The sequence below is a fragment of the Streptosporangium sp. NPDC004631 genome (genome assembly GCF_053601935.1).
Genome location: NZ_JBSGCR010000030.1, coordinates 21,965 through 45,645 on the forward strand (window position 1 = coordinate 21,965; position 23,681 = coordinate 45,645).

At 71.2% G+C, this 23,681-nt stretch carries 20 protein-coding genes and 1 tRNA gene; 8 read left to right on the forward strand and 13 right to left on the reverse strand.

The genetic code is table 11. From position 1 onward, the window contains the following. Positions 1 to 106 precede the first annotated feature (106 nt). The 12 genes from ACWEF2_RS25215 to mfd form a co-directional block, all read right to left on the reverse strand. Entirely contained in the window at positions 107 to 490 is a 384-nt protein-coding gene (locus tag ACWEF2_RS25215; protein ID WP_453818817.1) for a winged helix-turn-helix transcriptional regulator, read from the reverse strand. 405 nt (positions 491 to 895) lie between these two features. Next, a tRNA-Leu gene (locus ACWEF2_RS25220) sits at positions 896 to 968 on the reverse strand. A 215-nt stretch (positions 969 to 1,183) separates the two neighbouring features. Continuing rightward, positions 1,184 to 2,512 (reverse strand): NAD(P)/FAD-dependent oxidoreductase, encoded by a 1,329-nt coding sequence (locus ACWEF2_RS25225; RefSeq protein ID WP_453818818.1) that lies wholly within the window; start codon positions 2,510 to 2,512, stop codon positions 1,184 to 1,186. Positions 2,513 to 2,683: 171 nt separating this feature from the next. Then, entirely contained in the window at positions 2,684 to 3,481 is a 798-nt protein-coding gene (locus tag ACWEF2_RS25230) for a uracil-DNA glycosylase (protein WP_453818819.1), read from the reverse strand. A gap of 292 nt (positions 3,482 to 3,773) precedes the next feature. After that, positions 3,774 to 4,841, reverse strand: coding sequence for a hypothetical protein (locus ACWEF2_RS25235; RefSeq protein WP_453818820.1), 1,068 nt, complete (start codon positions 4,839 to 4,841; stop codon positions 3,774 to 3,776). 216 nt (positions 4,842 to 5,057) lie between these two features. After that, positions 5,058 to 6,020 carry a Ppx/GppA phosphatase family protein gene (locus ACWEF2_RS25240; protein ID WP_453818821.1) on the reverse strand — a complete coding sequence of 321 codons (963 nt, stop codon included), beginning with the start codon at positions 6,018 to 6,020 and terminating at the stop codon, positions 5,058 to 5,060. Then, positions 6,017 to 6,598 (reverse strand): DUF501 domain-containing protein, encoded by a 582-nt coding sequence (locus ACWEF2_RS25245; protein ID WP_453818822.1) that lies wholly within the window; start codon positions 6,596 to 6,598, stop codon positions 6,017 to 6,019. Before ACWEF2_RS25245 ends, ACWEF2_RS25240 begins: the two co-directional genes overlap by 4 nt. Positions 6,599 to 6,639: 41 nt before the next feature. Beyond that, positions 6,640 to 7,047, reverse strand: coding sequence for a septum formation initiator family protein (locus ACWEF2_RS25250; RefSeq protein WP_453818823.1), 408 nt, complete (start codon positions 7,045 to 7,047; stop codon positions 6,640 to 6,642). Positions 7,048 to 7,249: 202 nt separating this feature from the next. After that, positions 7,250 to 8,527, reverse strand: a complete 1,278-nt coding sequence (eno, locus tag ACWEF2_RS25255; RefSeq protein WP_453818824.1) for a phosphopyruvate hydratase — start codon at positions 8,525 to 8,527, stop codon at positions 7,250 to 7,252. A gap of 48 nt (positions 8,528 to 8,575) precedes the next feature. Beyond that, positions 8,576 to 9,577, reverse strand: coding sequence for a MazG family protein (locus tag ACWEF2_RS25260; RefSeq protein WP_453818825.1), 1,002 nt, complete (start codon positions 9,575 to 9,577; stop codon positions 8,576 to 8,578). Between the two features lie 9 nt (positions 9,578 to 9,586). Next, positions 9,587 to 10,207 carry a SurA N-terminal domain-containing protein gene (locus ACWEF2_RS25265; RefSeq protein WP_453818826.1) on the reverse strand — a complete coding sequence of 207 codons (621 nt, stop codon included), beginning with the start codon at positions 10,205 to 10,207 and terminating at the stop codon, positions 9,587 to 9,589. 27 nt (positions 10,208 to 10,234) lie between these two features. Then, positions 10,235 to 13,768: a transcription-repair coupling factor gene (gene mfd / locus ACWEF2_RS25270; RefSeq protein WP_453818827.1), complete on the reverse strand. Its 3,534-nt coding sequence runs from the start codon at positions 13,766 to 13,768 to the stop codon at positions 10,235 to 10,237. A 154-nt stretch (positions 13,769 to 13,922) separates the two neighbouring features. Between mfd and ACWEF2_RS25275 the strand changes: the two genes are divergently transcribed. The 3 genes from ACWEF2_RS25275 to ACWEF2_RS25285 all read left to right on the forward strand — a co-directional run bounded on the left by ACWEF2_RS25275 (position 13,923) and on the right by ACWEF2_RS25285 (position 16,956). Then, positions 13,923 to 14,651, forward strand: a complete 729-nt coding sequence (locus tag ACWEF2_RS25275; RefSeq protein ID WP_453818828.1) for a class I SAM-dependent methyltransferase — start codon at positions 13,923 to 13,925, stop codon at positions 14,649 to 14,651. 79 nt (positions 14,652 to 14,730) lie between these two features. Continuing rightward, complete coding sequence (gene cysC / locus ACWEF2_RS25280) at positions 14,731 to 15,960, forward strand: adenylyl-sulfate kinase (protein WP_453818829.1); 1,230 nt, start codon at positions 14,731 to 14,733, stop codon at positions 15,958 to 15,960. A gap of 42 nt (positions 15,961 to 16,002) precedes the next feature. After that, on the forward strand, positions 16,003 to 16,956 hold the full coding sequence (locus ACWEF2_RS25285) for a sulfite exporter TauE/SafE family protein (RefSeq protein ID WP_453818830.1): 954 nt from the start codon (positions 16,003 to 16,005) through the stop codon (positions 16,954 to 16,956). On the opposite strand, the gene ACWEF2_RS25290 is transcribed toward ACWEF2_RS25285, so the two are convergent. Then, the gene (locus tag ACWEF2_RS25290) at positions 16,840 to 17,916 is read right to left on the reverse strand and encodes a glycoside hydrolase family 26 protein (protein ID WP_453818831.1); all 1,077 of its coding nucleotides are present in this window, start codon (positions 17,914 to 17,916) and stop codon (positions 16,840 to 16,842) included. The genes ACWEF2_RS25285 and ACWEF2_RS25290 overlap by 117 nt on opposite strands. A gap of 309 nt (positions 17,917 to 18,225) precedes the next feature. On the opposite strand from ACWEF2_RS25290, the gene ACWEF2_RS25295 reads away from it, so the two are divergent. The 5 genes from ACWEF2_RS25295 to ACWEF2_RS25315 are packed head-to-tail and all read left to right on the forward strand — an operon-like array spanning position 18,226 to position 23,678. Beyond that, entirely contained in the window at positions 18,226 to 19,338 is a 1,113-nt protein-coding gene (locus tag ACWEF2_RS25295) for a YveK family protein (RefSeq protein ID WP_453818832.1), read from the forward strand. Then, entirely contained in the window at positions 19,335 to 20,627 is a 1,293-nt protein-coding gene (locus ACWEF2_RS25300; RefSeq protein WP_453818833.1) for an O-antigen ligase family protein, read from the forward strand. Before ACWEF2_RS25295 ends, ACWEF2_RS25300 begins: the two co-directional genes overlap by 4 nt. Next, a complete protein-coding gene (locus ACWEF2_RS25305; RefSeq protein ID WP_453818834.1) occupies positions 20,624 to 21,523 on the forward strand; it encodes a hypothetical protein in 900 nt (299 codons plus the stop codon). The genes ACWEF2_RS25300 and ACWEF2_RS25305 overlap by 4 nt, the downstream gene beginning before the upstream one ends. After that, the gene (locus tag ACWEF2_RS25310) at positions 21,520 to 22,377 is read left to right on the forward strand and encodes a sulfotransferase domain-containing protein (protein ID WP_453818835.1); all 858 of its coding nucleotides are present in this window, start codon (positions 21,520 to 21,522) and stop codon (positions 22,375 to 22,377) included. Before ACWEF2_RS25305 ends, ACWEF2_RS25310 begins: the two co-directional genes overlap by 4 nt. After that, a complete protein-coding gene (locus ACWEF2_RS25315; RefSeq protein ID WP_453818836.1) occupies positions 22,365 to 23,678 on the forward strand; it encodes a lipopolysaccharide biosynthesis protein in 1,314 nt (437 codons plus the stop codon). The genes ACWEF2_RS25310 and ACWEF2_RS25315 overlap by 13 nt, the downstream gene beginning before the upstream one ends. Positions 23,679 to 23,681 lie beyond the last annotated feature (3 nt).

A 23,681-nucleotide genomic window follows, 5' to 3' on the forward strand; every position in this document is an offset into this window, starting at 1 on the left:
CGGTTGTCACACGGCCGTATCGTGTTCATATCCATTTTCGGTGGGAGCGGCCGTACGGCTACCGCCGAAGGATCCAACGAACGATCGTCACTCCCGGTTCCCGATCTCACAGCGACACCGTGGTCCTCTCGTCGAAGAGGCGCCGGGAGGTCTCCACCTCGTCGCGGTGGCACCGGACCCACTCGCAGATGCCGGTCACGGTGACGAGCAACTCCCGCCCGATCCCGGTGAGCGTGTACTCCACCCGGGGCGGGGAGGTGGGGTGGACGTCGCGCGCGACGATGCCGTCGCGCTCAAGAACGCGGAGGGTCCGGGTCAGCATACGTTGGTTGATCCCCTCCACCCGAGCCTTGAGCACCGAGAAGCGCTGGACCCCGTCCCCGAGCGCGGCGATCACCAGGATGGACCATTTGTCGCCGAGTGCGGCGATCACCTGCCGGGCGACCCCGTTGGCCCGCAGCACCTCGCCCAGGTTCCCTTCATCACCCATGGTTACCATTTTATACCGACTCTCGATAAACGTCAGCACCGGAAACCGCGAATCACCCCGCAACAGGTACGAACCATCCCGAAACCATGCGACAGTAACCACATTCCGTTATCGCCAGTGAACCCGCCGTGTCACCCCGGAACTTTCCTACGGAACGCGCCCGGGCCGACCGATCCCCGGCCGGGGAAAGACGCCGGCGCCCTGATTTCCCGTGCGGTTCACACGAAGGCCGACGCCGTTCCCGCAAAGAACGGTCCAATGCCGGGCCGGGCGGAGAAACCCGATCATCCATTCGCCCTGGTCGCCCGCGACGCTGGGTGACAGCCGTGGACAGCGGGGTGACACAGAACAGCCCGTGCCGACGTTTTCGCCGGTCACGGGCTTGATTCCGCAGATCAACACGAGTGCCCCCGGAGGGACTCGAACCCTCACTCTAACCCTTTTAAGGGGTTTGCCTCTGCCATTGGGCTACGGGGACGCCGCAATCATACGTAACTGACCACTCATCCGAGGAGCACAACTTTGTATCAGGCGTCACACGGACCCGTGATGAGGCGTTCCAGCCGTGGACCGCTTTCTCGTATGAGCACGTGGAAGCATGTCACGTGCGCCGGAGAGGTGACCCCGCGGCCGGAGAGCGCGGCCGCGGGGACGGGGAACCTCAGGGGAAGAAAGATGGATCTTCGGTGACGATCAGGACGATGCCGCCTTACGGAACTCGCTGCGCGGGGCCTCGATCTCGCCGAGCGAAACGGTCTCCCGCTTGAAGAACAGCGCCAGGGTCCAGTCCATCACCACGCGGACCTTGCGGTTGAGGGTGGGCACCCGCGACAGGTGATAGGTGCGGTGCATGAACCAGGCGGGGAACCCGCGGAGCTTGATCCCATAGACGTTGGCGACCCCCTTGTGGAGACCCAGCCCCGCGACCGACCCGACATACCTGTGCCGGTACTCGACCAGCGGCTCGCCGCGGAGCCTGCGGGTGATGTTGTCGGCGAGCACCCTGGCCTGCCGTACGGCGTGCTGGGCGTTGGGCGCGCAGTACTGGCCCGGGTTGGTCACGTCGGGCACCCCCGCCACGTCTCCGGCGCAGAAGGCGTCCTGGACCCCGGCCACGGTCAGGCGGGTGGTCGTCTTGATCCGGCCGCGCTCGTCCAGGGGAAGGTCACCCGCGCCCGCGATCGGGCTGGGCTTGACCCCGGCGGTCCACACGATGGTGGCCGACTCGAACTCCTCGCCGTTGGAGAGCTTCACCAGGCCGCCCACGCAGGAGTCGAGGCGGGTGTTCAGCTTGACCTCGATGCCGCGCTCACGGAGCTGCTCCGCGGTCCATCTGCCCATCTCGGGGCCGACCTCGGGAAGGATGCGGTCGGTCGCCTCGACGAGGATCCAGCGCATGTCCCGGCGGGAGAGGTTGTGGTAGTAACGGGTCGCGTCGACCGCCATGTCCTCCAGCTCGGCGAGCGCCTCGACACCCGCGAAGCCGCCGCCGACCACGACGAACGTCAGCGCCCGGCGGCGCAGGGCCTCGTCCTCGTCGGTCTCGGCCCGGTCGAGGAGCTCCAGCACCCGGTTGCGCAGCGCGATCGACTCGCCGACCGTCTTGAAGCCGATGGCGGCGTCGGCGAGGCCGGGGATGGGGAGCGTGCGGGAGACCGAGCCGGCGGCCATGACGAGGATGTCGTAGCCGATGTCGTGCGAGGTGCCGACGTTCGGCGCGAAGGTGACGGACTTGGCCGCGTGGTCGACCCTGGAGACCTTGCCGTTGAGGATCGTCGCCCTCGGCAGCACCCGGCGGAGCGGGACCACCACGTGCCGGGGCGAGAGGTTCCCCGCCGCGGCCTCCGGCAGGAAGGGTTGGTAGGTCATGTGGGATTCGGGGGTGAGGACGGTGACGCGGACACTGCCGTCGCGCAGTTCCCTGCGGAGCGTGTGCTGCAGGCGCAGCACGGTGTAGAGACCGACGTAGCCCCCGCCGACGACCACGATGTGCTTGGAGTTGCGGTTCACTGGGAACGCCATCCTTAGGTCCGGGGCTTGTGAAAGCTTTCACAAGCATATGTCCCCTCCACAGGGATCGCCACGACCGTCTTGGGCAATTTGCGACACAGTTTCCGTATTTAGAAGATCACCCCCCTCTTCTAGAGGAAAGTTCGGCGAATATTCGTCGGATGACGGGCCTTGTGATCGAATTCACAAGGCGCGGAGCGCGTTCGCCCTGGCGAAGAGCCGGTCGAGCATCTCGGCGGTCACCCGGCCGGTGAAGGTATTCTGCTGGCTGGGGTGGTAGCACCCCAGCAGACGGGCGGCGGTCCCCTCCCGGGAGATCTCCACCTCCACACCGTGCCCGAAGAGCGGACGCGGGCTCGGCAGCGCGTATCCGGCGTCCCTCAACGCCGGCCAGATCGCCTGCCAGGCGAAGCCGCCCAAGGCGACCACCACCCGCACGCTGCCGGCCACCAGCGCCACCTCCCTGGCCAGCCAGGGGAGGCAGGCCACCCGCTCCGACGGCTCGGGCTTGTTGGCCGGCGGGGCGCACCGCACGGCGGCCAGCATGCGGGCCCCCACGAGGCGCTGCCCGTCTCCCGCGTGGACACTGGTCTCCTGTACGGCCAGGCCCGTCCGGTGGAGCGAGGCGAACAGCCAGTCACCGCTGCGGTCTCCGGTGAAGATCCGCCCGGTGCGGTTCCCGCCGTGCGCCGCCGGGGCCAGCCCCACGATGAGGACCTCGGGTCTCTCCTCCCCCCAGCCCGCGATGGGACGCCCCCAGTAGGTCTCCGTGACGAACGCCCGCCGCTTGACCGTCGCCACCTCCTCGCGCCACGCCACCAGGCGCGGGCAGGCCCGGCAGACGGACTGCCGGGCGGTGAGTTCACCGAGGGTACGGCTCGCCTCCGCGAGCCGCCTCACCTGGGCGGGGTCGCCGGCCACCGGGGTGTCGGGCCGGGCGGGGTCGCCGGGCCACCCGGAGCCGGGAGGAACGAAGCTCATACCCGCGATCGTGCCACGACGGCCGTCGTGGCATCACCGCGCGCCGCGAGACGGCGGAGACGTCAAGGGGAGGAGGAGACACCCGAAGGGCGGGAACGCGCGAAGGACGGGAGCACGAGAAGGACGGGGCGCGAGGACGGTACACGGAGGCGGGAACGCGAAAGGGCGGCGCCCGCCGGATGCGGGGCCGCCCCTCCTTCACCTGACGCTCCTCAGGCGGGGCTCGGCGTCGGCCGGCCCCCTCCTGCCCCGCGCCTTGCCGCGAAGTGCCTCCTGGCCGATGGACGTCGCCCTACGCGGGCGGGGCGCTCGGAGTCGGGGTGCTCGGGGCCGGGACGGTCTTGCAGGTCACCTTGCCCTCGACGGTGCCGGTGGTCGAACCGTTGTAGAGCTCGATGGCCCGCTTGGCGGTCCCGGACTCCGAGGCGGTCCAGGAGTCGGACACGCCGCGAGCCTGGTAGCCGCGGCCGTCGAAGGAGACGGTCTCCCAGCCACCGGGGACACCGTTACGGATCCAGCGGTACTTCACGGTGCCACGACCGTGCGAGACGCTGATCGTGCCGGTGAAGGCCCGGGTGGTCGGGCAGGTGCCGTCGTAGAGGTCCGGGGCGCTGACGGAGGCCGTGACCTTCGGCGCCTCGTCCTTGCACCAGATCTTGAAGCCGACGCGGTTGGAGGAGTTGCGGACCGGGTCCACGATCTCCAGAGCCGCCCAGCCGCGCAGGTTCTCATGCGGCCTGATCACGTGAACGACCTTGCGGGAACCCTCGACGCGGACGGCGTCGCGGTCGACGACCTCCCCGTTGACGACCCAGCGGTAGTGCACCCAGCTCGGGCTGGAGGCGGTGATGCGACCGATCAGGGCCGCCTCACAGTTGCCCTCGTCGACCCAGAGCTGGGCGCCGATGCCGGGCTGGATGACGCGCTTGTCGTCACCCCGGTCGTCGCCGCCACAGGAGACCTTGAAGTAGCCCTTGCCCGAGGTGACGGCGCGCGGCGCCAGGACCTGGAGCGCCTGCCAGCCCTTGACGGACCCCTTGAAGGTGGTCCTCTCCGCGACCGTGACGCTCTTGCTGCCCTTCCCCTTCAGGGTGAGGGTCTTGACGTTGCTCTTGGACCCGTCTCCACGCAGCCAGCGGTAGGCGACCGTGGTCCTGCCCGCGACGGCCTTCACCTTGATCTTCGAGGTGAACGTCACCTTGGTCGGGCACCGGCCCGCGGGGTTGGAGAGGGACACCTTGGGGGTGCCGGCCGAGACCGAGGGCCTCGGCGCGGCGACGGCCGAGGCGGCCGTCTGGTTGGATCCACTGGCCGCCGCCGCGGGCGACGCCAGCAGACCTGTCGCCATCGTCGCCAGCATGGCCGCGCCGGCTCCCGTTGCGGCTAGCCTGCGTGCTAGTCCGGACTTCATGAGGGGATGCTCCGTTTCGTTGGGAGGCTAATGCGCTACGGAGACGGTTGCCGCCCCGACACCAGCTGTGCCGGGCCCCACGGCAAAGCCTCGCTAAAGCTTCTTTACCTAACCATGAACGGAACGATCTCTCAATACGCCATCAATAAGACGGTTGTCTAGACGCTAGGAGGGTTTGGCCACCGACCAGGCGATCCCGTCAAGGATGTCGCGCTCACTGACGACCACTTCGGCGAAGCCGTACCGCCGCAGGATTCGGTCCAGAATGAGGGCTCCGGCCCCGATCACGTCGACCCGGCCGGGGTGCATCACAGCAATCGCGGCCCGCTCGTCGTGGGTCATCTCCAATAGGCGGCGGGAGATGTCATGGACGCGATCCGCCGCAATTCGCGAATGGTGAATTTTATGCGGGTCATATCCGGGCAGGTCAAGCGCCATTCCCGCGACGGTGGTGACGGAGCCCGCGAGGCCGACCAGGGTCAGCGCCCGTTCCACGGGGACCTTCTCGGCGACCCGGTCGAGCGCGTCGTCGATGTCGGCGGTCATCGCCTCGACCACTCCGGGCGGCGGTGGGGCGACGGCGCCCCGCAGGTGCCGCTCGGTCAGCCGGACGCAGCCGATGTCCACCGAGAGCGCGGCCTCCACGTGCGTCGAGCCGATCACGAACTCGGTGGAGCCACCACCGATGTCGAACACGAGATAGGGCGGCCGGGTGCCCTCCGGGGTGGGCAGGCCGGTCTCCGGCGAGAGCCGTACCAGGTCGTGGGTGGCGCCGGTGAAGGAGAGCTCGGCCTCCTCGGCCCCCGTGATCACCTCGGGCTCCACCCCGAAGATCTCGCGCACACCGGCCGCGAAGTCCTCCCGGTTGGCGGCGTCCCTGGTGGCGCTGGTGGCCACCACGCGAACGGCCCGGACCCCGTGCCGCTCGATGAGCTCGGCGTAGCCGCGCATCGCGGTGAAGGTGCGCTCCAGGGCCTCCGGGGCCAGCCGGCCGGTGCGGTCCACCCCCTGTCCCAGCCGGACGATCTCCATCCGCCGCTCGACGTCGGTCAGGGTGTCGGCCCAGATGTCCGCGATGAGCAGGCGGACGGAGTTGGTGCCACAGTCGATCGCGGCGACACGGGTCACGTGCTCTCCTCGTGGGTGTTCGTGGTCGGTTTCACTCCGGGCCCCGGGTGGCTCCGGGGCTCGTCCGGCTCGCCGCGCGGCTCGGCCGGACAGCACGGTCCGCCGGCCCACCACTCGCCGAGCGCGTCGAGGGCCTCGCGGCCGAACGGGTTGGTTCCGGGCGCCGCGAGCTCGTGCCCGACCAGGGCGTGCAGGCACTTGACCCGGGAGGGCATCCCCCCTGTGCTCTGCATGTCCCTGGGCAGCGGCTCCAGGCCGTCCTCGGCGGCGGCCTTGTCACGGCGCGCGACGTAGTCGTCGTGGGCGGCCCGGTAGGCCCCGGCCAGATCGGGATCCTCGGCGAGCCTGGCCTGCATGGCCCGCATCATCCCCGAGGTCTCCAGCCTGCCGATGGCCGAGGCGGCCCTCGGGCAGGTGAGGTAGAACAGCGTCGGGAACGGCGACCCGTCGGGCAGGCGGGGCGCGGTCTCCACCACGTCGGGCAGCCCGCACGGGCAGCGGTGCGCCACCGCCCGCAGGCCGCGCGGCGCCCGGCCGAGCTGCCGCTCCACCGCCGCCACATCGCGGTCGTCCACCATCCGTGACACCCCCCTGAAAGACGACATCCAGGTTATCGGGGTCATCCGCCGGCCTCGGCCGCCTTCTTGCCGTTACCGGTGTCGGCGGCCTCGACCGACTCCCAGAGCGTCTGGTACCAGGGCGGCCTGGCGATCTTCTTGGCCGCGGTCGCGCCCTTGCCCTGGGCGGGCCGTTCGTTCATGACGACGTAGCACTTCTTGCCGGGGTCGCAGTAGAAGAGCCGCTCCCTGGCCAGCCGCCTGGTGTAGCCGGGGTCCATGAGCTGCCTGCTGCGATCCTCCTGCTCCTTGATCGCGGCGAGCTCCCTGGCCTGCTGCTGTTCGAGCTGGGCGATGTCGCGGCGCTGCGCGACGTACTCCCTGACCGGGTAGGCGAGGCTCATCGCGATCGCGCACACCACGACCGCGAGCACCGCGGCCCGTCCCGTCAGCTGCGGCCGTTTCGCCACACGCCCCTCCCCCTCCGTGCTCTGCCCGGTTGCCCGGCGGGTCGGCCCGCGGGGGCTCCGGGCGCCCCGACGGCGTCCCGGCCACGTCCGGTAAATCCGGCCATGTCCGGCAATATCCTGCGACGTCCTCCGGAATCGGACGGCCCGCCTCGCGGCACGACTCGCGCCCGATCAAATCGGGCGCAAGCCGTACAGTGCGAAACTACCGCTGGAAGCGCGGGAAAGCCGTGCGACCCGCGTAACGGGCGGCGTCGTCGAGCAGCTCCTCGATGCGGAGCAGCTGGTTGTACTTGGCCACGCGGTCGGAGCGGGCCGGGGCGCCGGTCTTGATCTGGCCGCAGTTGGTGGCCACGGCCAGGTCGGCGATCGTGGTGTCCTCGGTCTCACCCGAGCGGTGGCTCATCATGCAGCGGTAACCACTGCGGTGGGCCAGGTCCACCGCGTCGAGGGTCTCGGTCAGCGTGCCGATCTGGTTGACCTTGACCAGCAGCGCGTTGGCGGTGCCCTCGGCGATGCCCCGGGCCAGGCGCTCGGGGTTGGTCACGAACAGGTCGTCGCCGACGAGCTGCACCTTGTCACCGAGGGCACCGGTGATGGCGTTCCAGCCCTCCCAGTCGTCCTCGTCCAGCGGGTCCTCGATGGAGACCAGCGGATAGTTCGCGACCAGGTCCTCGTAGAAGGCGATCAGCTCGGTGGACGACAGCCCCTTGCCGTCGATGGTGTAGACGCCGTCGGAGTGGAACTCCGAGGCAGCCACGTCCAGGGCCAGCGCGACGTCCTGACCGGGCAGGTATCCGGCCTTCTCGATGGCGACCAGGATCAGGTCGAGCGCGTCGCGGTTGGACGGCAGGCTCGGCGCGAAGCCGCCCTCGTCGCCCAGGCCGGTGCCGTAGCCCTTCTCCCTCAGCACGGCCTTGAGCGCGTGGTAGACCTCGGTGCCCATGCGCACGGCCTCGCGGAACGTCTCGGCGCCCACGGGTGCGATCATGAACTCCTGGATGTCCACGTTGGTGTCGGCGTGCGCGCCCCCGTTGAGGATGTTCATCATCGGGACGGGCAGCACGTGCGCGTTCGGCCCGCCGAGATAGCGGAAGAGCGGCAGCTCGGCGCTCTCGGCGGCGGCCTTGGCCACGGCCAGGGAGACGCCCAGAATGGCGTTGGCGCCCAGCCTGGCCTTGTTCGGTGTGCCGTCAAGGTCGATCATCACCTGGTCGACGCTGCGCTGCTCGGCGGCGTCGAATCCAAGAATCTCGTCGGCGATCTCGTCGGTCACCCCGAGCACGGCCTTCTCGACGCCCTTGCCGCCGTAACGCCGGCCACCGTCACGCAGCTCCACGGCCTCGAACTGACCGGTGGACGCGCCGCTCGGAACCGCCGCACGCCCCTCACTGCCGTCGTCCAGCAGGATGTCGACCTCAACCGTCGGGTTGCCCCTGGAGTCAAGGATCTCTCGGGCGGTGACACCCTCGATGGAAGCCACGAAGTGCTCCTAAAGTCGCAGGACAGTTTGCCCTGGCAGCCTATCGAGCTAGCCGCCGGTACGGCGGTGCGGCCGCCCTGTCTCCGACTCCCAGGCACGGACCCGGTCGCGGTAGAGACGGGCCACGGCGCGCAACTCGGTCTCCGGGTCGAGGCCGGCCGCGTGCGCCTGCCGTACCAGCTCAAGCAGCCGCTCTCCCAGATCGTCGGCCGTGGCGGGCCCGGCGGCCCTAGCGGGGGAGGCGGGGAGAAGCGCGGCGGGGGCGCCGGCGCGCTCGGCGCGTCTGATCAGCTGGGCCGCCAGGGAGAGCGCGGGCTGGCCCATCGGCACGCCGTCCAGCACCGAACCGGAGTCGCCGCCGTTCTTGGCCGCGCGCTCGGCCGCCTTGATGGTCTCCCAGTTCTCGCCGACCTCCTGGGCGCCCTCCACCCTGGTGCCGGCGAACACGTGCGGGTGACGGCGGACGAGCTTGGCGACGATCCCGTCGGCCACGTCGTCGACGTCGAACCCGTCGGGGCGGTCGCGGGCGACCCGGGCGTGGAAGACCACCTGGAGGAGCAGGTCGCCGAGCTCCTCGCGCAGCGCGGCGTGGTCACCCGCCTCGATGGTCTCCAGCACCTCGTACGCCTCTTCGAGGAGGTAGGGCACCAGCGACTCGTGGGTCTGCCGGGCGTCCCAGGGGCAGTCGACCCGGAGGCGGTCCATCACCGCGACCAGGTCGAGCAGCCGCGCCCCCGGCAGGTCGTACGAACCCGGCACGACCTCGATCGTCGGCGGGTCGTCGAGCGCGACCGCGGCGTAGCCGATGGCGCGCATCAGCGCCTCGTCGGCCTCCAGCCACACGACGGTCTCGTCGCGGGCCCGGCGGACCAGCGCCGCCGGGTCCGGCACGACGACCTCGACGGCGACCCCGGCCTCGGCGAGATAGGGCAGGTGCGGATGGTCCGCCGACCCGGTGCGCACCGGGCCGTCCGCCAGAACCTGCCACGCGCGACGGCTGAGCAGCCCCGGAGCGACCCGGGGCGAGGTGGTGACGACGATCAGGGGCATGCCCAGAGGTTACTGGCCCTGCTTGACCGCGGGGATCGCGCCGAAGCGGCCCGCGTCGACGAAGAGCAGCGGCTGCGCCTGGCTCCGCTGCTCGTTGATGCGGCCGTAGCGCGGGTTCCAGGTGATCGGCATGGCCTGGAGGTCCTTGACCACCCGATCCTGACCCCGCTTCATGGCGGCCTCGTCGGTGCCGCCGCCGTACTTGGCCACCAGCTTGGTGAGCAGCAGGGTCGCCCTGGTGTGGTCGCGCACCCGCGAGGGCGCCACGGCCTGCTGGAGCATCTGCTGCCCGTACTCGACCTCGCCGCCGGCGGCCGTGATCGCCTGGTCGATCTCGGTTTCGGTGACCTTGACGCCCTTGCTCTCGGCCAGTTTGGTGTACTGCTTGGCGGTGGCGAGCTGGAAGAGCACGACCTGCGGGACACTGCCGGGGAACTCCAGCTGCGACGCGGAGACGTTGGCCTTGGCCAGCGCGCCCTCGTACTCACGCACGGTGCCGTCCAGCTCGCCGGAGCTGATCCGGTCGCCGCCCACGATGGCTGCGGCGCCGGCCTGGGCCGGCGAGCAGGCGGTCAGCGCGACTCCCGCGGCGGCGACCGCCAGGATGACGCGCACTTGAGTCGACTTCACATGCGATCCCTTCATGACAAACGCCGTTTACTTTACCGGCATGTTTTCGAGGAACATGGCCTCGACCAGGTCGCCGCACCACCTGAGCAGGTCCAGGTCGCGCAGCGGCTGGCCGCCGAGCGGCCTGGTCTTCGGCACGGGCACCAGCAACGTACCGGCCGCCTGCTTCAGCAACGCCTTCGGGTACAGCCTCTGGAGCCTGACCTGCTGGGAGTCCTTGAGCGTCACCGGAGCGAACCTGATGTTCTGGCCCTGCAGGGTGACGTCGGTCAGCCCGGCCGTACGGGCGCGGATCCGGAAGCGGGCGACCTGAAGGAGGTTCTCCACCGGCTGGGGCGGCCTGCCGTACCGGTCGACGAGCTCGTCGCGCACCGCGGCGACCTGGACGTCGGAGTCGACGGCGGCGATCCTCTTGTACGCCTCCAGGCGCAGCCGCTCGGAGGTCACGTAGTCGTGCGGGATGTGCGCGTTGATCGGCAGCTCGACCTTGACGTCCGGCCGCCCCTCCGGCACGGAGGCGCCCGACAGCTTGGCCTTCTGCTCCTGTACGGCCTCGGCCATCATCCGCACATAGAGGTCGAAGCCGACGCCCGCGATGAAGCCCGACTGCTCGGCACCCAGGATGTTGCCGGCGCCGCGGATCTCCAGGTCCTTCATGGCCACGTACATGCCCGCGCCCATCTCGGTGTGCTGGGAGATGGTGGCCAGGCGCTCGTGGGCGGTCTCGGTGAGCGGTTTCTCCGGGGGGTACAGGAAGTAGGCGTAACCGCGCTCGCGCCCCCGGCCGACCCGGCCCCGCAGCTGGTGGAGCTGGGACAGGCCGTAGTTGTCGGCCCGGTCCACGATCAGCGTGTTGGCGTTGGGCACGTCGAGACCCGACTCCACGATCGTGGTGCAGACGAGCACGTCGAAGTCGCGCTCCCAGAAGCCCACCATGATCCGCTCAAGCTGGTGCTCCTGCATCTGGCCGTGCGCGACGGCGATCCTGGCCTCGGGCACCAGCTCGTGGAGCATGGCCGCCACCCTGTTGATGCTCGCGACGCGGTTGTGGACGAAGAAGATCTGGCCGTCGCGCATCAGCTCGCGCCGGATGGCCGCGGCGATCTGCTTGTCGTCGTAGGGGCCGACGAAGGTGAGGATCGGGTGGCGCTCCTCGGGCGGGGTGAGGATCGTGGACATCTCGCGGATGCCGGTCAGTCCCATCTCCAGGGTGCGCGGGATCGGCGTGGCGGACATGGCCAGCACGTCCACCTGCGTGCGCAGGTGCTTCATGGCCTCCTTGTGCTCGACCCCGAAGCGCTGCTCCTCGTCGACGATGATCAGGCCGAGCTCCTTGAACCTGATCTCCGGTGAGAAGAGCCGGTGGGTGCCGATCACCACGTCGACCGACCCCTCCCGCAGACCCTCGATCGTCGCCCTGGCCTCGGCGTCGCTCTGGAAACGCGACAGCGGGCGGACGTTCAGCGGGAACCCGGAGAACCGCTCGGCGAAGGTGGAGAGGTGCTGCTGGACCAGCAGGGTGGTCGGCACCAGCACCGCCACCTGCTTACCGTCCTGCACGGCCTTGAACGCCGCCCGCACCGCGATCTCGGTCTTGCCGTAGCCCACGTCACCGCAGATCAGCCGGTCCATCGGGATCGCCCGCTCCATGTCGCGCTTGACCTCGTCGATGGCCTCCAGCTGGTCGCCGGTCTCCACATAGGGGAAGGCGTCCTCCATCTCCCGCTGCCACGGCGTGTCGGGGGCGAAGGGGTGCCCGGGTGAGGCCATCCGGGCGGAGTAGAGGCGGATCAGCTCCCCGGCGATCTCCTTGACCGCCTTCCTCGCCTTGGTCTTGGCCTTGGCCCAGTCGGCGCCGCCCATCCGGTTGAGCGTGGGCGCCTCGCCGCCGACGTAGCGGGTGACCTCGTCGAGCTGGTCCGTGGGCACGTAGAGCCGGTCGCCCTTGGCGTACTCGATCACGAGGTACTCACGGGTGGCGCCCTGCACGGTCCGCTGCACCATCTCGACGTAGCGGCCCACGCCGTGCTGCTCGTGCACCACGTGGTCACCGACCTTGAGCTGGAGCGGATCGACCATGTTGCGCCGTTTGGAGGGCAGCCGCCGCATGTCCTTGGTGGACGCCTTCTGCCCCACCAGGTCCAGGTGGGTGAGTACGGCCAGCCCGGGGCTGACGAAACCGTGCTCGACCAGGCCCGTGGTGACGTGGACGACCCTGGGCTCCGGCTCGCGGCCGAGCCCCCGCTCCAGCCTCGCGGGCAGATCCACCCCCTTGAGCAGCTCGACCATCCGCTCGGCCGGGCCGTGCCCCTCGCTGAGCAGCACGACGACCCTGCCGGAGTCCAGCCAGCCCTTGATGTCGCCCAGCGCCCGCTGGGTGTCGCCCCGGTACGCCTCCACCTCGCGCGCCTGGAGGGTCAGCCCGTCACCCAGGTCGTCGCCGCCGAACGGCGCGATCGACCACCAGGGCAGGCCGAGCCCGCGCGCGCGGTCGCGGACCTCCTCCAGGGTGCGGAACGCCGCCGCCCCCAGGTCGATCGGCGCCTCTCCCCCCGCCGCCGCGTTGATCCAGGACGCCTCCAGGAACTCCTGGCTGGTGCGCACCAGCTCCTCCGAGCGGCCGCGGATCCGCTCCGGGTCGCACACGAACACCGCCGACCGTGCCGGCAGGTGGTCGATGAGCAGGTCCATCTCCCCGGCGAGCACCGGCGCGAACGCCTCCATGCCCTCCACCGCGACACCCTCGGCCAGCTGGTCAAGGGTCTCGGCCAGCGCGGGATGCTCCCCGGCGAGACGCCGGGCGTTCTTCCTGACCTCGTCGGTCAGCAGCAGCTCCCGGCAGGGGGCGGCGAAAAGCCCGTCCTCCGCCACCTCAAGCGACCGCTGGTCGGCGACCTTGAACCAGCGGATCTCCTCGACGGTGTCGCCCCAGAACTCCAGCCGCAGCGGGTGCTCCTCGGTCGGCGGGAAGACGTCGAGCAGGCCGCCCCTGACGGCCACCTCTCCACGCTTCTCCACCATGTCGACCCGGCTGTAGCCGTTCTCCACCAGCCGGCGGACGACACCTTCGAGATCGGCGTCGTCACCGGCGCGGAGCCGTACCGGCCAGAGGTCTCCCAGGCCGCGCACGATCGGCTGGAGCACCGCCCGGATCGGCGCGACGATCACGTGAAGCGGACCGGCCGCGACGTCGCCCTCGACCGGGTGGGCCAGTCTCCTGAGCACGGCCAGGCGCTGGCCCACCGTGTCGCTCCGCGGTGACAGGCGCTCGTGCGGCAGCGTCTCCCAGGCCGGGAAGACCGCGACGGCGTTGCCGTCCAGGAGACTGGTGAGCGCCGCCGCCAGGTCCTCGGCCTCCCGCCCGGTGGCGGTCACCGCGAGCACGGTTCTGCGCGCGCCGCCCCCGGCTCCGTCTCTGGCCAGCGCGGCCACGGTGAACGGGCGTAGCGCGGGTGGTGCGATCAGCGACACGTCGGAGGGGTCCCCCTCGCGCACGTCCCGCAGCACGGAGGCCAGTTGCGGCTCTCCAACGACAAGGTCAAGTAGTCCGGAAAGGCTCATCAGATATGCCCACAGCCCCACGACGGCAACACGACAGGCCCCCGGCCGCGAGGGCACAGGGGGGTACCGTCCAAGGCTACTTCCACTACGACCGTCACCCGCAGCGAGTAGGAAATGCGCGACGAATCGTGCGGAGTTGACTACTGTCGGTTACATGTCTGAGGCACGGTCGATCGTCACGCGAGACGACATATTCAGCCGGCGGATCCGGGAGCAGTGCGCGGGGCAGCCGGGCAGGCGGCTCGACATCCTGGTGGCCGGCTGCGGATGGCCGGATCCGCTGGATCTGGAACGGGTGGAGGCGCGGGTCATCGGGATCGACGAGGACCTGCCGGCGCTGCGGGCGAGCACCTCCAAGCGCAAGGACCTCGACTCCTGGGCCCTGGGAGACCTGCGGTCGGTGCCGGTGCCGCCCCGCGCGTTCGACGTCGTGCACGTGCCGTTCCTGCTGGAGCGGATCGAGCATCCCGAGCTGGTGCTCGACCGGCTGCTCACCGGGTTGCGGCCGGGCGGGGTGCTGCTGCTGCGGATGCGCGACCGGTCCTCGGCCTACGGGACCTGCGACCGGCTGCTGCCCTCGGCGCTGCGGCGGCTGCTCTGGCACAGGTTCGCCCCCGACGGCACCGTGGGCCCGCTGCCCCCCTTCTACCGGGAGGTCACCTCACGCGAGGGGATGCACTCGTTCTGCCTGACCCGCGGGCTGATGGTGACCGACGACATGTCCGCGACGAGCGGGCCCGCGCTGAGCGGTCCGCTGGCGAAAGTGGCCCACCTGGCCTGCACGGCGGTGGAGACCGCCTCCCGGGGGCAGCGGCCCGCCTCGCACGACGAGATCATCATGGTGGTGCGCAAACCGCAGAACCATTTCGCCCGGATGCTGTGAGGGCCACACGGTTGGTGTGGGGCAACCCCAGTGGGTACAGTGGCGAAATCCTACTAAGTCGATCGGGATTGTGAAGCAGATGACGGCGCCTTTCGAGTGGACCCCCGACGCCCGTGAGCTGGCCGACCTGGAGCTGCTGCTCTCCGGCGCCTTCCAGCCGCTGACGGGTTTCCTGAGCTCAGCCGACGTGCGCGCGGTGGACGAGCACGGCACCCTGGCGGACGGCACACGCTGGCCCGCGCCCGTCACGTTCACCCTGCCCGACGACCACCCGGCCGTGCCCGGCGACCGGATCACGCTCCGCGACCCCGAGGGCGCCGCGCTGGCCGTGCTCACCGTCACCGGCCGCCAGGACGGTCTCGTCTCCGGCCCCGTGGAGGCGCTGGACGCGCCCGAGCACGGACCGTTCGCCCGGCTCCGCCGTACTCCGGCGGAGGTCCGCAAGGAACTGGCGGGCCGCGAGACGCTAGCGGTCACCATGCGCGGGCCGTTGGACAACGTGGAGGAGGTCTGGGCCGTCGCCGAGGAGCTGGGCGCGACGATCCTGCTGCTGCCGCTGGCGTTCGGGGAGGAGGGCCCGGCGGTGGTCCGCGCCGCGCTCAGAGCACACGACCGGCTGCCGGAGGACACGCTCGTGGCCGTGGTGCCGCTCGCTCCCAGGCAGGACCCCAGCATCGACCTGGAACTGCGCGAGCACGTGGCCGACGCCTACGGCGCGACGGAGCACCTGGCCGGGCCGGAGCCCGTGACCCTCCCCGGGCCGCCGCACCGGCGCGGGCTGGTGGTCTTCCTCACCGGGCTGTCGGGCTCGGGCAAGTCCACCGTCGCCCGGGGGCTGCGCGACGCGCTGCTGGAACGCGGCAGCCGTACGGTCACCTACCTCGACGGCGACGTGGTCCGGCAACTGCTCTCGGCGGGGCTGACCTTCTCCAAGGAGGACCGCGACCTCAACATCCGCCGGATCGGGTTCGTCGCCGCCGAGGCGGCGAGACACGGCGGGCTGGCGATCTGCGCGCCCATCGCCCCCTACGCCGCGACCCGCGAGGAGGTCCGCGCGATGGTCGAGGCGGTCGGCGCCGACTTCCTGCTGGTCCACGTGGCCACCCCCCTGCGGGAGTGCGAGCGCCGCGACCGCAAGGGGCTCTACGCCAAGGCCAGGGCCGGGATCATCCCCGAGTTCACCGGCATCTCCGACCCCTACGAGGAGCCCGACGACGCGGACCTGGTCGTCGACACCACCTCGATCAGTGTGGAGCAGGCGGTGGGGCAGGTGCTGGATCCGCTGATCCGGGGCGGCTGGGTCCGGTGAGAGAGGCCACGGGCACAGTGAGCGGGAAGTGGTGAGCGACGGATGGAGATCGACTTTCCCCTCGCCTTCGGGTCCTTCCTCGTCGCGATCGTCGTCGGGCTGACCGGCATGGGCGGCGGCGCGCTGATGACGCCGATGATGATGCTGTTCTTCAACGTGCCGCCGCTGGCCGCGGTCTCCAGCGACCTGGTCGCCTCGGCCGTCATGAAGCCGGTGGGCGGGGTCGTCCACATGCGCCGCGGCACCGTCGACCTGCGCCTGGTCGGCTGGCTCTGCGTGGGCTCGGTGCCGGCCGCCTTCTGCGGGGTGTTCGCCGCCCGCGCGTTCGGGGACGGCGAGCAGGTGCAGCAGACGGTCAAATACGCCCTGGGCGTCGCGCTGCTGCTGGCCGTGGCGGGGCTGGCGGCCAAGGCCTGGATGACCTGGCGCGGGGGCCCGGCCTCGGCGGATCTCGGCGGAATCGTCGTGCGCCCTATTCCGACCTTACTGGTCGGTATGGTCGGTGGGCTGGTGGTCGGTGTCTCGTCGGTGGGCTCCGGGTCACTGATCATCGTGGCGCTGCTCGCGCTCTACCCGGCGCTGAAGGCCAACCAGCTCGTCGGCACCGACCTGGTGCAGGCCGTCCCGCTGGTCGCCTCGGCCGCCCTCGGCCACCTGCTGTTCGGCGACTTCCAGCTGGCCGTCACGACCTCGCTGCTGGCCGGCTCGATCCCCGGCGTCTATCTGGGCGCGCGGGTCTCGGCCTGGGCGCCCGGCGGGGTCATCCGGGCGCTGCTCGCGGTGGTGCTGCTGGCCTCCGCGCTGAAGCTCCTGGGCGTGGGCAACCCGGCCATGCTCTGGATCCTCGGCGGGGTCGTGGCCGCCGGGGCCGTCACCTCGTCATTTCTCCGGAATCGCGGGGGCTCGCAGATAGGGGTCGCGGGCGAGGTCCCCGAAGGTCTTCAGGCCGCCGGAGGTGGTGTCGAACCGGGTGTCCCCCCGGGGGGCACGCGGTGAGTCGAAGTAGACCAGCGCCTTGATCTGGGGATAGCGCGGCAGCCGCCGGCGTACGTCGGTGAAGAAGGACTCCTTGAAGCCTGGCCGGTCACGGCGCTCGAACACACCCCACTCGGCGACCATGAGCGGCTTCTCCGGGAAACGCGCCCGCGCCCAGCGGTAGAACCCCGGCCAGCCGGCGAACTGCGCGCGGGTCTTGTTGACGAGCCCGTCGAAGGTCTGGACCCTGTCGTCGGCGTAAGGGTCCATGGCCACCCAGTCGACCACGTCGTCACCGGGGTAGAGCCTCTCGAACCACGGCTGGGCCGACCAGTTGGGCGCCCCCATGTAGGTCATGACGGTGACCGCGTTGTGCACGCCCCTGCTCCGCAGGCGGAGCACCACGTGCCGGAACATCGCGGCGTAGTCCTCGGCGGTCATGCCCGACCCGGGGCTCTCCCGCACGTCGTTCTCGGGTTCGTGGTGCACGGTCAGGAAGAACCTCTCGGGGAAGCCGCCGAGGATGTGGCCGGCCAGCCGGTCGATCCGCCGGTCCAGCGCGCCCCCGGCGATCTGCGCCCAGGTGTGGTCGAAGGACGGCTTCCAGTTGATCAGCAGGAGCCTGCGCCCTCCGGGGGAGCGGGCGATCCCGCGCTCCTCGGCGGTCGGGAAGAGCTCCGGGCCCCGGTGGTAGACGTGCATGATGTCGGCCGGGCGGCCCATGCGCCTCTCGGCCCCCTTGAGCGCCCGCCCCGGCCGCCTGCCGGTGAAGACCTCGGGGGCGACCCCCCACCAGGCCCCGCAGGAGGGGACGAGCTTGGCGCCGACCTCGCAGGCGGACGCGGGCCGGTGGACGCCCGGCGAGCCGTCGCCGCGGGCCGTGACGTGCCCGGCGGGAGAGCCGGGGACAACCGGGGTCTGACCGCACGCGCCCAATCCCAGCACGAGGGCGAGACCCGCGCCACCGACTCTTACCTTCACTGAAATTGTCTTTAAATCAGCATTTATCCGACGCATCGATTCCCCACAGCCGCTCCTCACCCTGATTCCCGACCTTTCCCGGGGCACAGCCTCCCACCACCGGGACGTGCCGCGTCACCGGCTCCGCCGACCCGCCCAGGAGCCGTACGGCGGCACGTAGGAGATATCGGATAAACGACAGTTATATCCCCGTGATAACCATGATGGTTTCAATGAAAATCTTGTGTATCGGATCGGGAAAACCACGGCCCAACCTATAGTTCCTAGGGTTCCCCAGCGCCGACTCCGCCCGAAAGGGAATCGCCACGCATGAGCCCGTCGCCGGACGCCCGCGTCCGCCGCCCCGGCGGAGAGCCGGCGGACTACGCGTCCCTGCTGCGCCGCAGGTGGCCGACCGTCCTGACCCTCCTCGTCGCCGGAGTCGGCGGCGGCGCCGCCCTGCTCTGGGCCACCCCGGCCGCCTACACCGCCTCCGCCCAGGTGCTGGTGACCCCGACGGGCCTCCAGGAGCAGACCAACCAGGTCACCAACCGGCAGCGTGAGCCGCTCAACCTCGACACCGAGGCCCAGATCGCCCAGTCCGCGGTGGTGGCCAGGAAGGTCCAGGCCGCGCTCAAGAGCCCACCGGGCCCCGTGGAGGTCTCGGTGCCGCCCAACACCTCCGTCCTGGAGATCTCCTACACCGCCGCCGACCCGAACCTCGCGGCGGCCGGGGCCGGCGCCTACGCCCGGGCCTACCTGGCCAACCGCGGCGAAGCCGCCACGCATGCGCTGAACCTCCAGCTCAGAGCCCTGCTCACCAAGCTGAGACAGGTCAACGCGAGCCTGACCACCGTGGTGGCCACCCTGCCCGGCCTGGCAGCGGGGACGGCGGAGCGGACCATGGCCGTGCAGCGGCAGAGCGTGCTGAGCCGCCAGGCCTACCACCTCACCGTCACATACGACGCGCTCAAGACCATCCCCGTCACCCCCGGGTCGGTGATCAGCGACGCCGTCGCCCCGGACCGGCCCAGCGCCCCCAGCCTCCCCCTCCACCTGGGCAGCGGCCTGATGGCCGGGCTGCTCGCCGGGGTCGGCCTCGCCTCGCTCCGCGACCGTCTCGACGGCGGCCGGCGCGAGGGTCCCGGCGTCAGGCGGGTACCCGGTCTCGACGTCCCCGGCACACGGGTATCCGGCCTCGACGTCCCCGGCGCGCGGGAGGCCCGGCGGACGGGCCCGGAAGGCGGGAGAGGCGGGGAGAACCGAGATGGCGAAGCGGGCGGGGAGGGCGCCGTACTGCTGGTCAGCGTGTCCGAGACGTCCCCGCGCGCCGTGGCGCGGGCCGTACGGAGGCTGAAGCGGCGCGGCATCCCGGTGATCGGAGCGCTCGTCGACCCCCCGGACAGGGCGTCCTCGGCCGACGAGACGGCCTCTCGCCGGTGAGAGGTCTGGACCGGGCCGCGTGGCCGATCGCCGCGCTGCTGGTGGGCTACCCGATCTGGTGGGCGCTGGGCTTCGGCGGGCTGTCGGTGATCGTGCTGGCCCCGCCGATGGCACTGGTCCTGTGGCGACGCCGGCCGATCAGGATGCCCCGGGGGTTCGGACTCTGGCTGCTGCTGCTCGCGGGCTACCTGGTCAGCGCGGTCATGCTCGGCGAGATGCCGCCGGACACCTACGGCGAGTTCGGCGCAGGACGGGTGATCGGCTATCTGATGCGCCTGTCCCTCTACCTCTCCCTGACGATCATGGTGCTCTACCTGGGCAACCTCACCGAACGGGAGCTGCCCCAGCTCACGCTGGTGCGCATGCTCGGCGCGCTGTTCGTCACGACCGTCGCGGGCGGCCTGCTGGGAGTGCTCGCCCCGCACGCCGGCTTCACCTCTCCGGTCGAGCGGCTGCTGCCCGGCTGGATCAGCGGCAACCCCTTCGTCCACAACCTGATCCATCCCACCTCGGCACAGATGCAGAAGGTCCTCGGTCACGCCTCACCGCGCCCCGAGGCCCCCTTCGAGTGGGCCAACGCCTGGGGCAGCAACGTCTCGGTGCTGCTCATCTGGTTCGTGGTCGGCTGGTGGGTTCACGGCGGACCCCGCAGGCGGTCGGTCGCGGTTCCGCTGGTCGCGCTCTGCGCCGTCCCGATCGTCTACTCCCTCAACCGGGGCCTGTGGATCGGCCTGGCGGTCGCCGCCGGTTATCTGCTGCTCCGGCTCGGCGGGCGGGCCCGGGTCGCGGTCTGCTCGGCCGTCGCCGCCGGGGCCCTGCTGTTCCTGCTCAGCCCGCTACCGGCGATGGTGGCCCAGCGGCTGGACAGGCCGCACAGCAACGACATCCGTGCCTTCACCGTGTCGGCGACCATCGCCGCGGCACGCACCTCGCCGATCATCGGCTACGGCAACACGCGCAACGCGACGGGCAACCACCGCACGATCACCACCGGCAGGACCGACTGGTGCGACACCTGCGGCCACCCGCCGCTGGGCAGTGACGGCCAGCTCTGGCACCTGATGATCACGCAAGGGTTCGTCGGAGCCGGGCTCTACGTGGCGTTCTTCGCCGGGGCCGTCCGCCGTCACTGGCCCGACCGCAGCCCGATCGGCCTGGCCGGGGTCCTGGTGATGATCCTGACCCTGCTCTACATGTTCGTCTACGACGGGCTGATCACACCGCTCAGCCTGTATCTGATCTCTTTCGCGCTGCTCTGGAGGAACTCGATGGCGAACGGGGCCGCATGAACGACGCCCGTGTCCGGCTGCGCTACCTCGGCCAGACGATCGGACTGCTGTTCCCCGAGTGCGGTCCGGGCCGGCCGTACAGCCTGCTCCCCCACCCCCTGCTCCCCCGCAGGCTGGCCCCCCGCGCCTGGTGGCACCCCGGCCGGAAGGTCATGGTGCCCTCCGGCGGGGACACCATCGAGACCCACCTCGGTGAGGTGCTGGGCACCCCGATCCGGGTCGTGCTGCACGTCCGCCCGGCCGGGCGGGCCAACCGCAAGCCGATCCTGGAGGCCCACGCCCCGGACGGGCCGGTCGCCTTCGTGAAGATCGGCGACACCGACCGGGCCCGCGAGCTCATCGGGCACGAGGCGCGCACGCTGGACCTGCTCGCCGTCACCCCGCTGAAGACCGTCGTCCCGCCGGCCGTGCTCCACCACGGGTCCTGGCGCGGTCTGTCCGTGCTGGCGCTGACCCCGCTCCCGGTACGGCGGGGCCCGGTCCCCCACGACCTCCTCACCGACGCGATCGGCGAGATCAGCCGGATCCCCGACCGGGGGTTCGCCTGGCACGGGGACTTCTCCCCGTGGAACATCTCCCACGCGGCGGACGGGCGGCTGCTCGTGTGGGACTGGGAGCGATTCGCCACCGGGGTGCCGCTCGGCTTCGACGCCGTCCACCACTTCTTCCAGCGCGCCCTGCGCCGCACCACGCCCGCCGTGGCGGCTCGGGCCTGCCTGGCGCAGGCTCTGCCGACTCTGGCGCCGTTCGGGCTCTCGTCCGCCGAGGCCAGGCTGACCGCGATCCGCTATCTGATCGCGCTGGCGGACCGGCACGCGGCGGACGGCCACAGCCCCCTCGGCCCGCCCGAGCGCTGGCTCAGCCCCGTCGTCGACCCCCAGGAGCTCCTGCTATGAAGCCCACGCTGAAGCGGTCCGTCCACATCGTGTCGCAGACCGCCGGGCGCCTCACCGCCGGGAGACGGGTGCTGCCCTCCTTCCTGATCGCCGGGGCGCAGCGTGCGGGGACCACCTCGCTCTACCGGGCGCTGTCACAGCACCCGCTGATCCTCAAGCCGGTGCTGCACAAGGGCGTGCACTACTTCGACGTGGCCTACGACCGGGGGCTGTCCTGGTATCGGGCGCACTTCCCGATGCGCGCCAGGCACACCAGGCTGTCACGCCGGTACGGCTGCCGCCCCCAGGCGTTCGAGTCCTCGCCCTACTACCTGTTCCACCCGCTGGCCGGTCCCCGCATCGCCTGGGACCTGCCGGGCGTGAAGCTGATCGTGCTGGTCAGGGACCCGGTGGAACGTGCCTTCTCCGCCCACGCCCACGAACTGGCCAGGGGGTTCGAGACCGAGACCTCCTTCGCCAGGGCGGTGGAGCTGGAGGAGGAGCGGCTGGCCGGGGCGGTGGACGACCTGCGCGCCGCACCGCACTCGATGAGCCACGCCCACCGTCACCACGCCTACCTGGCCAGGGGACGCTACACCGAACAGCTCGCCCGGCTGGAGCCGCTGGTCGGCAGGGAGCGGATCCTCGTGGTGGACAGCGGGCGGTTCTTCACCGAGCCGGAGGTGGTCTACGACCGGGTGCTGGAGTTCCTCGGTCTGCCGCACATCGGCGACCCGGTGTTCGAGCGGCACAACGCACGGCCCCGGCCCACCCCGATGCCCGAGTCGCTCCGCCGTGAGCTGGCCGCCCACTTCACCGGGTCCGACACCCTGCTGGTCCCGTGGCTCGGCGCGGAGCCGTCATGGCGGCGCTGATCCCCACCGGCCCGTTCCGCCCGCCGCGCCTCCCCCGCCTGAACGGGGTGGCCAGGAGCGGGCTGGCGGGGCTGGCGGGGGCCGGGGCCGGGGCCTGCGCGCAGTTCCTGGTGGTCGTGCTGGTCACCCGGGGCACCGGCCGCGAGGCGGCGGGCACCTTCTTCACGGCGACCGCGTCATGCTTGATGGCCGCCGGAATCCTGCGGCTGGACGCCGGCAACGGGCTGATCTACTTCATCGCCGGGTCCCGGCCGTCCGGCTACCGCCGCGCCCGGGGCTACGTTCGCGCGGCGCTCGTGCCGGTCGTCACGCTCTCACTGGCCGTCTCGACGGCCGCCCTCGTCTGCCTCTCCGACCCCACGCTCCGGGTGCTGGCGGTGGCGCTGCCGGCGGTGGTGTGCGCGGACGTCGTGGTGGCCGCGACGCGCGGGTTCGGCGCGATGCGGCCGACCCTGCTGCTGGACGGCGTGCTCCAGCCCGCGGTCCAGCTCTCCCTGATCGCGGCCGCGGTGCTGGCGGACGTGGAGTCGGCGCCCCTGCTCGCCGCGGCCTGGGCGCTGCCCTACCCGCCGGTCCTGCTGCTGGCCGCGCTCTGGCTACGGCGGCGGCTGCCCCGCACGCCGTACCCTCCGGGCACCGCCCGCGACCTGTGGCGCCACAACTGGCCCCGGTCGGCCGCCGCCGCGATCCAGGCGGTGTTCCAGCGGCTGGACATCGTGATCGTGGCGATGCTCGCCGGGCCCGCCGAGGCCGCGGTCTACACCGCCGCCACCCGGTTCAAGGTCGTCGGACAGCTCGCCAACCAGGGCCTGACCCGGGCGGTACAGCCGAGGCTGGTCCAGGCCCTGACCGCCGGTGACCTGCCGCGCGCCCGCGAGCTGTACCAGTCGGCCACCATGTGGCTGGTCCTGCTGACCTGGCCGGTCTGGCTGGGATACGCCGCGCTCGCGCCGTGGCTGCTCGGCCTCCTCGGCGACGGCTACGCCTCCGGCGTCCCGGTGACGTTCGTGCTCGCCGCGACGATGATGCTCGCCACCGCCTGCGGCATGGCCGACGTGGTGCTGACCTCGGCCGGGCACACCGGCGCCAGCCTGGCCGGCCTGGTCGCCGCCGTCGCGGTGACCGTCGCGCTGGACACGCTGCTGATCCCCTCCTGCGGCGCGCTCGGTGCCGCCCTCGGCTGGGCGGCGGGAACGGCGGTCAAAAACCTGGTCCCGCTCTGGCGGATCCACCACCGGTACGGCCTGCGCCCCTTCGGCGCGCACAGTCTGGCCGCCCTGACCTCGTGGCGGACCCCTTGACGC

Excerpts from the sequence above, each read along its gene's own strand:
- ACWEF2_RS25215 (WP_453818817.1), bottom strand. The coding sequence starts at position 490 with ATGGGTGATGAAGGGAACCTGGGCGAGGTGCTGCGGGCCAACGGGGTC.
- ACWEF2_RS25225 (WP_453818818.1), bottom strand. The coding sequence starts at position 2,512 with ATGGCGTTCCCAGTGAACCGCAACTCCAAGCACATCGTGGTCGTCGGC.
- ACWEF2_RS25230 (WP_453818819.1), bottom strand. The coding sequence starts at position 3,481 with ATGAGCTTCGTTCCTCCCGGCTCCGGGTGGCCCGGCGACCCCGCCCGG.
- ACWEF2_RS25235 (WP_453818820.1), bottom strand. The coding sequence starts at position 4,841 with ATGCTGGCGACGATGGCGACAGGTCTGCTGGCGTCGCCCGCGGCGGCG.
- ACWEF2_RS25245 (WP_453818822.1), bottom strand. The coding sequence starts at position 6,598 with ATGGTGGACGACCGCGATGTGGCGGCGGTGGAGCGGCAGCTCGGCCGG.
- ACWEF2_RS25260 (WP_453818825.1), bottom strand. The coding sequence starts at position 9,577 with ATGCCCCTGATCGTCGTCACCACCTCGCCCCGGGTCGCTCCGGGGCTG.
- mfd (WP_453818827.1), bottom strand. The coding sequence starts at position 13,768 with ATGAGCCTTTCCGGACTACTTGACCTTGTCGTTGGAGAGCCGCAACTG.
- ACWEF2_RS25275 (WP_453818828.1), top strand. The coding sequence starts at position 13,923 with ATGTCTGAGGCACGGTCGATCGTCACGCGAGACGACATATTCAGCCGG.
- cysC (WP_453818829.1), top strand. The coding sequence starts at position 14,731 with ATGACGGCGCCTTTCGAGTGGACCCCCGACGCCCGTGAGCTGGCCGAC.
- ACWEF2_RS25285 (WP_453818830.1), top strand. The coding sequence starts at position 16,003 with ATGGAGATCGACTTTCCCCTCGCCTTCGGGTCCTTCCTCGTCGCGATC.
- ACWEF2_RS25295 (WP_453818832.1), top strand. The coding sequence starts at position 18,226 with ATGAGCCCGTCGCCGGACGCCCGCGTCCGCCGCCCCGGCGGAGAGCCG.
- ACWEF2_RS25305 (WP_453818834.1), top strand. The coding sequence starts at position 20,624 with ATGAACGACGCCCGTGTCCGGCTGCGCTACCTCGGCCAGACGATCGGA.
- ACWEF2_RS25310 (WP_453818835.1), top strand. The coding sequence starts at position 21,520 with ATGAAGCCCACGCTGAAGCGGTCCGTCCACATCGTGTCGCAGACCGCC.
- ACWEF2_RS25315 (WP_453818836.1), top strand. The coding sequence starts at position 22,365 with ATGGCGGCGCTGATCCCCACCGGCCCGTTCCGCCCGCCGCGCCTCCCC.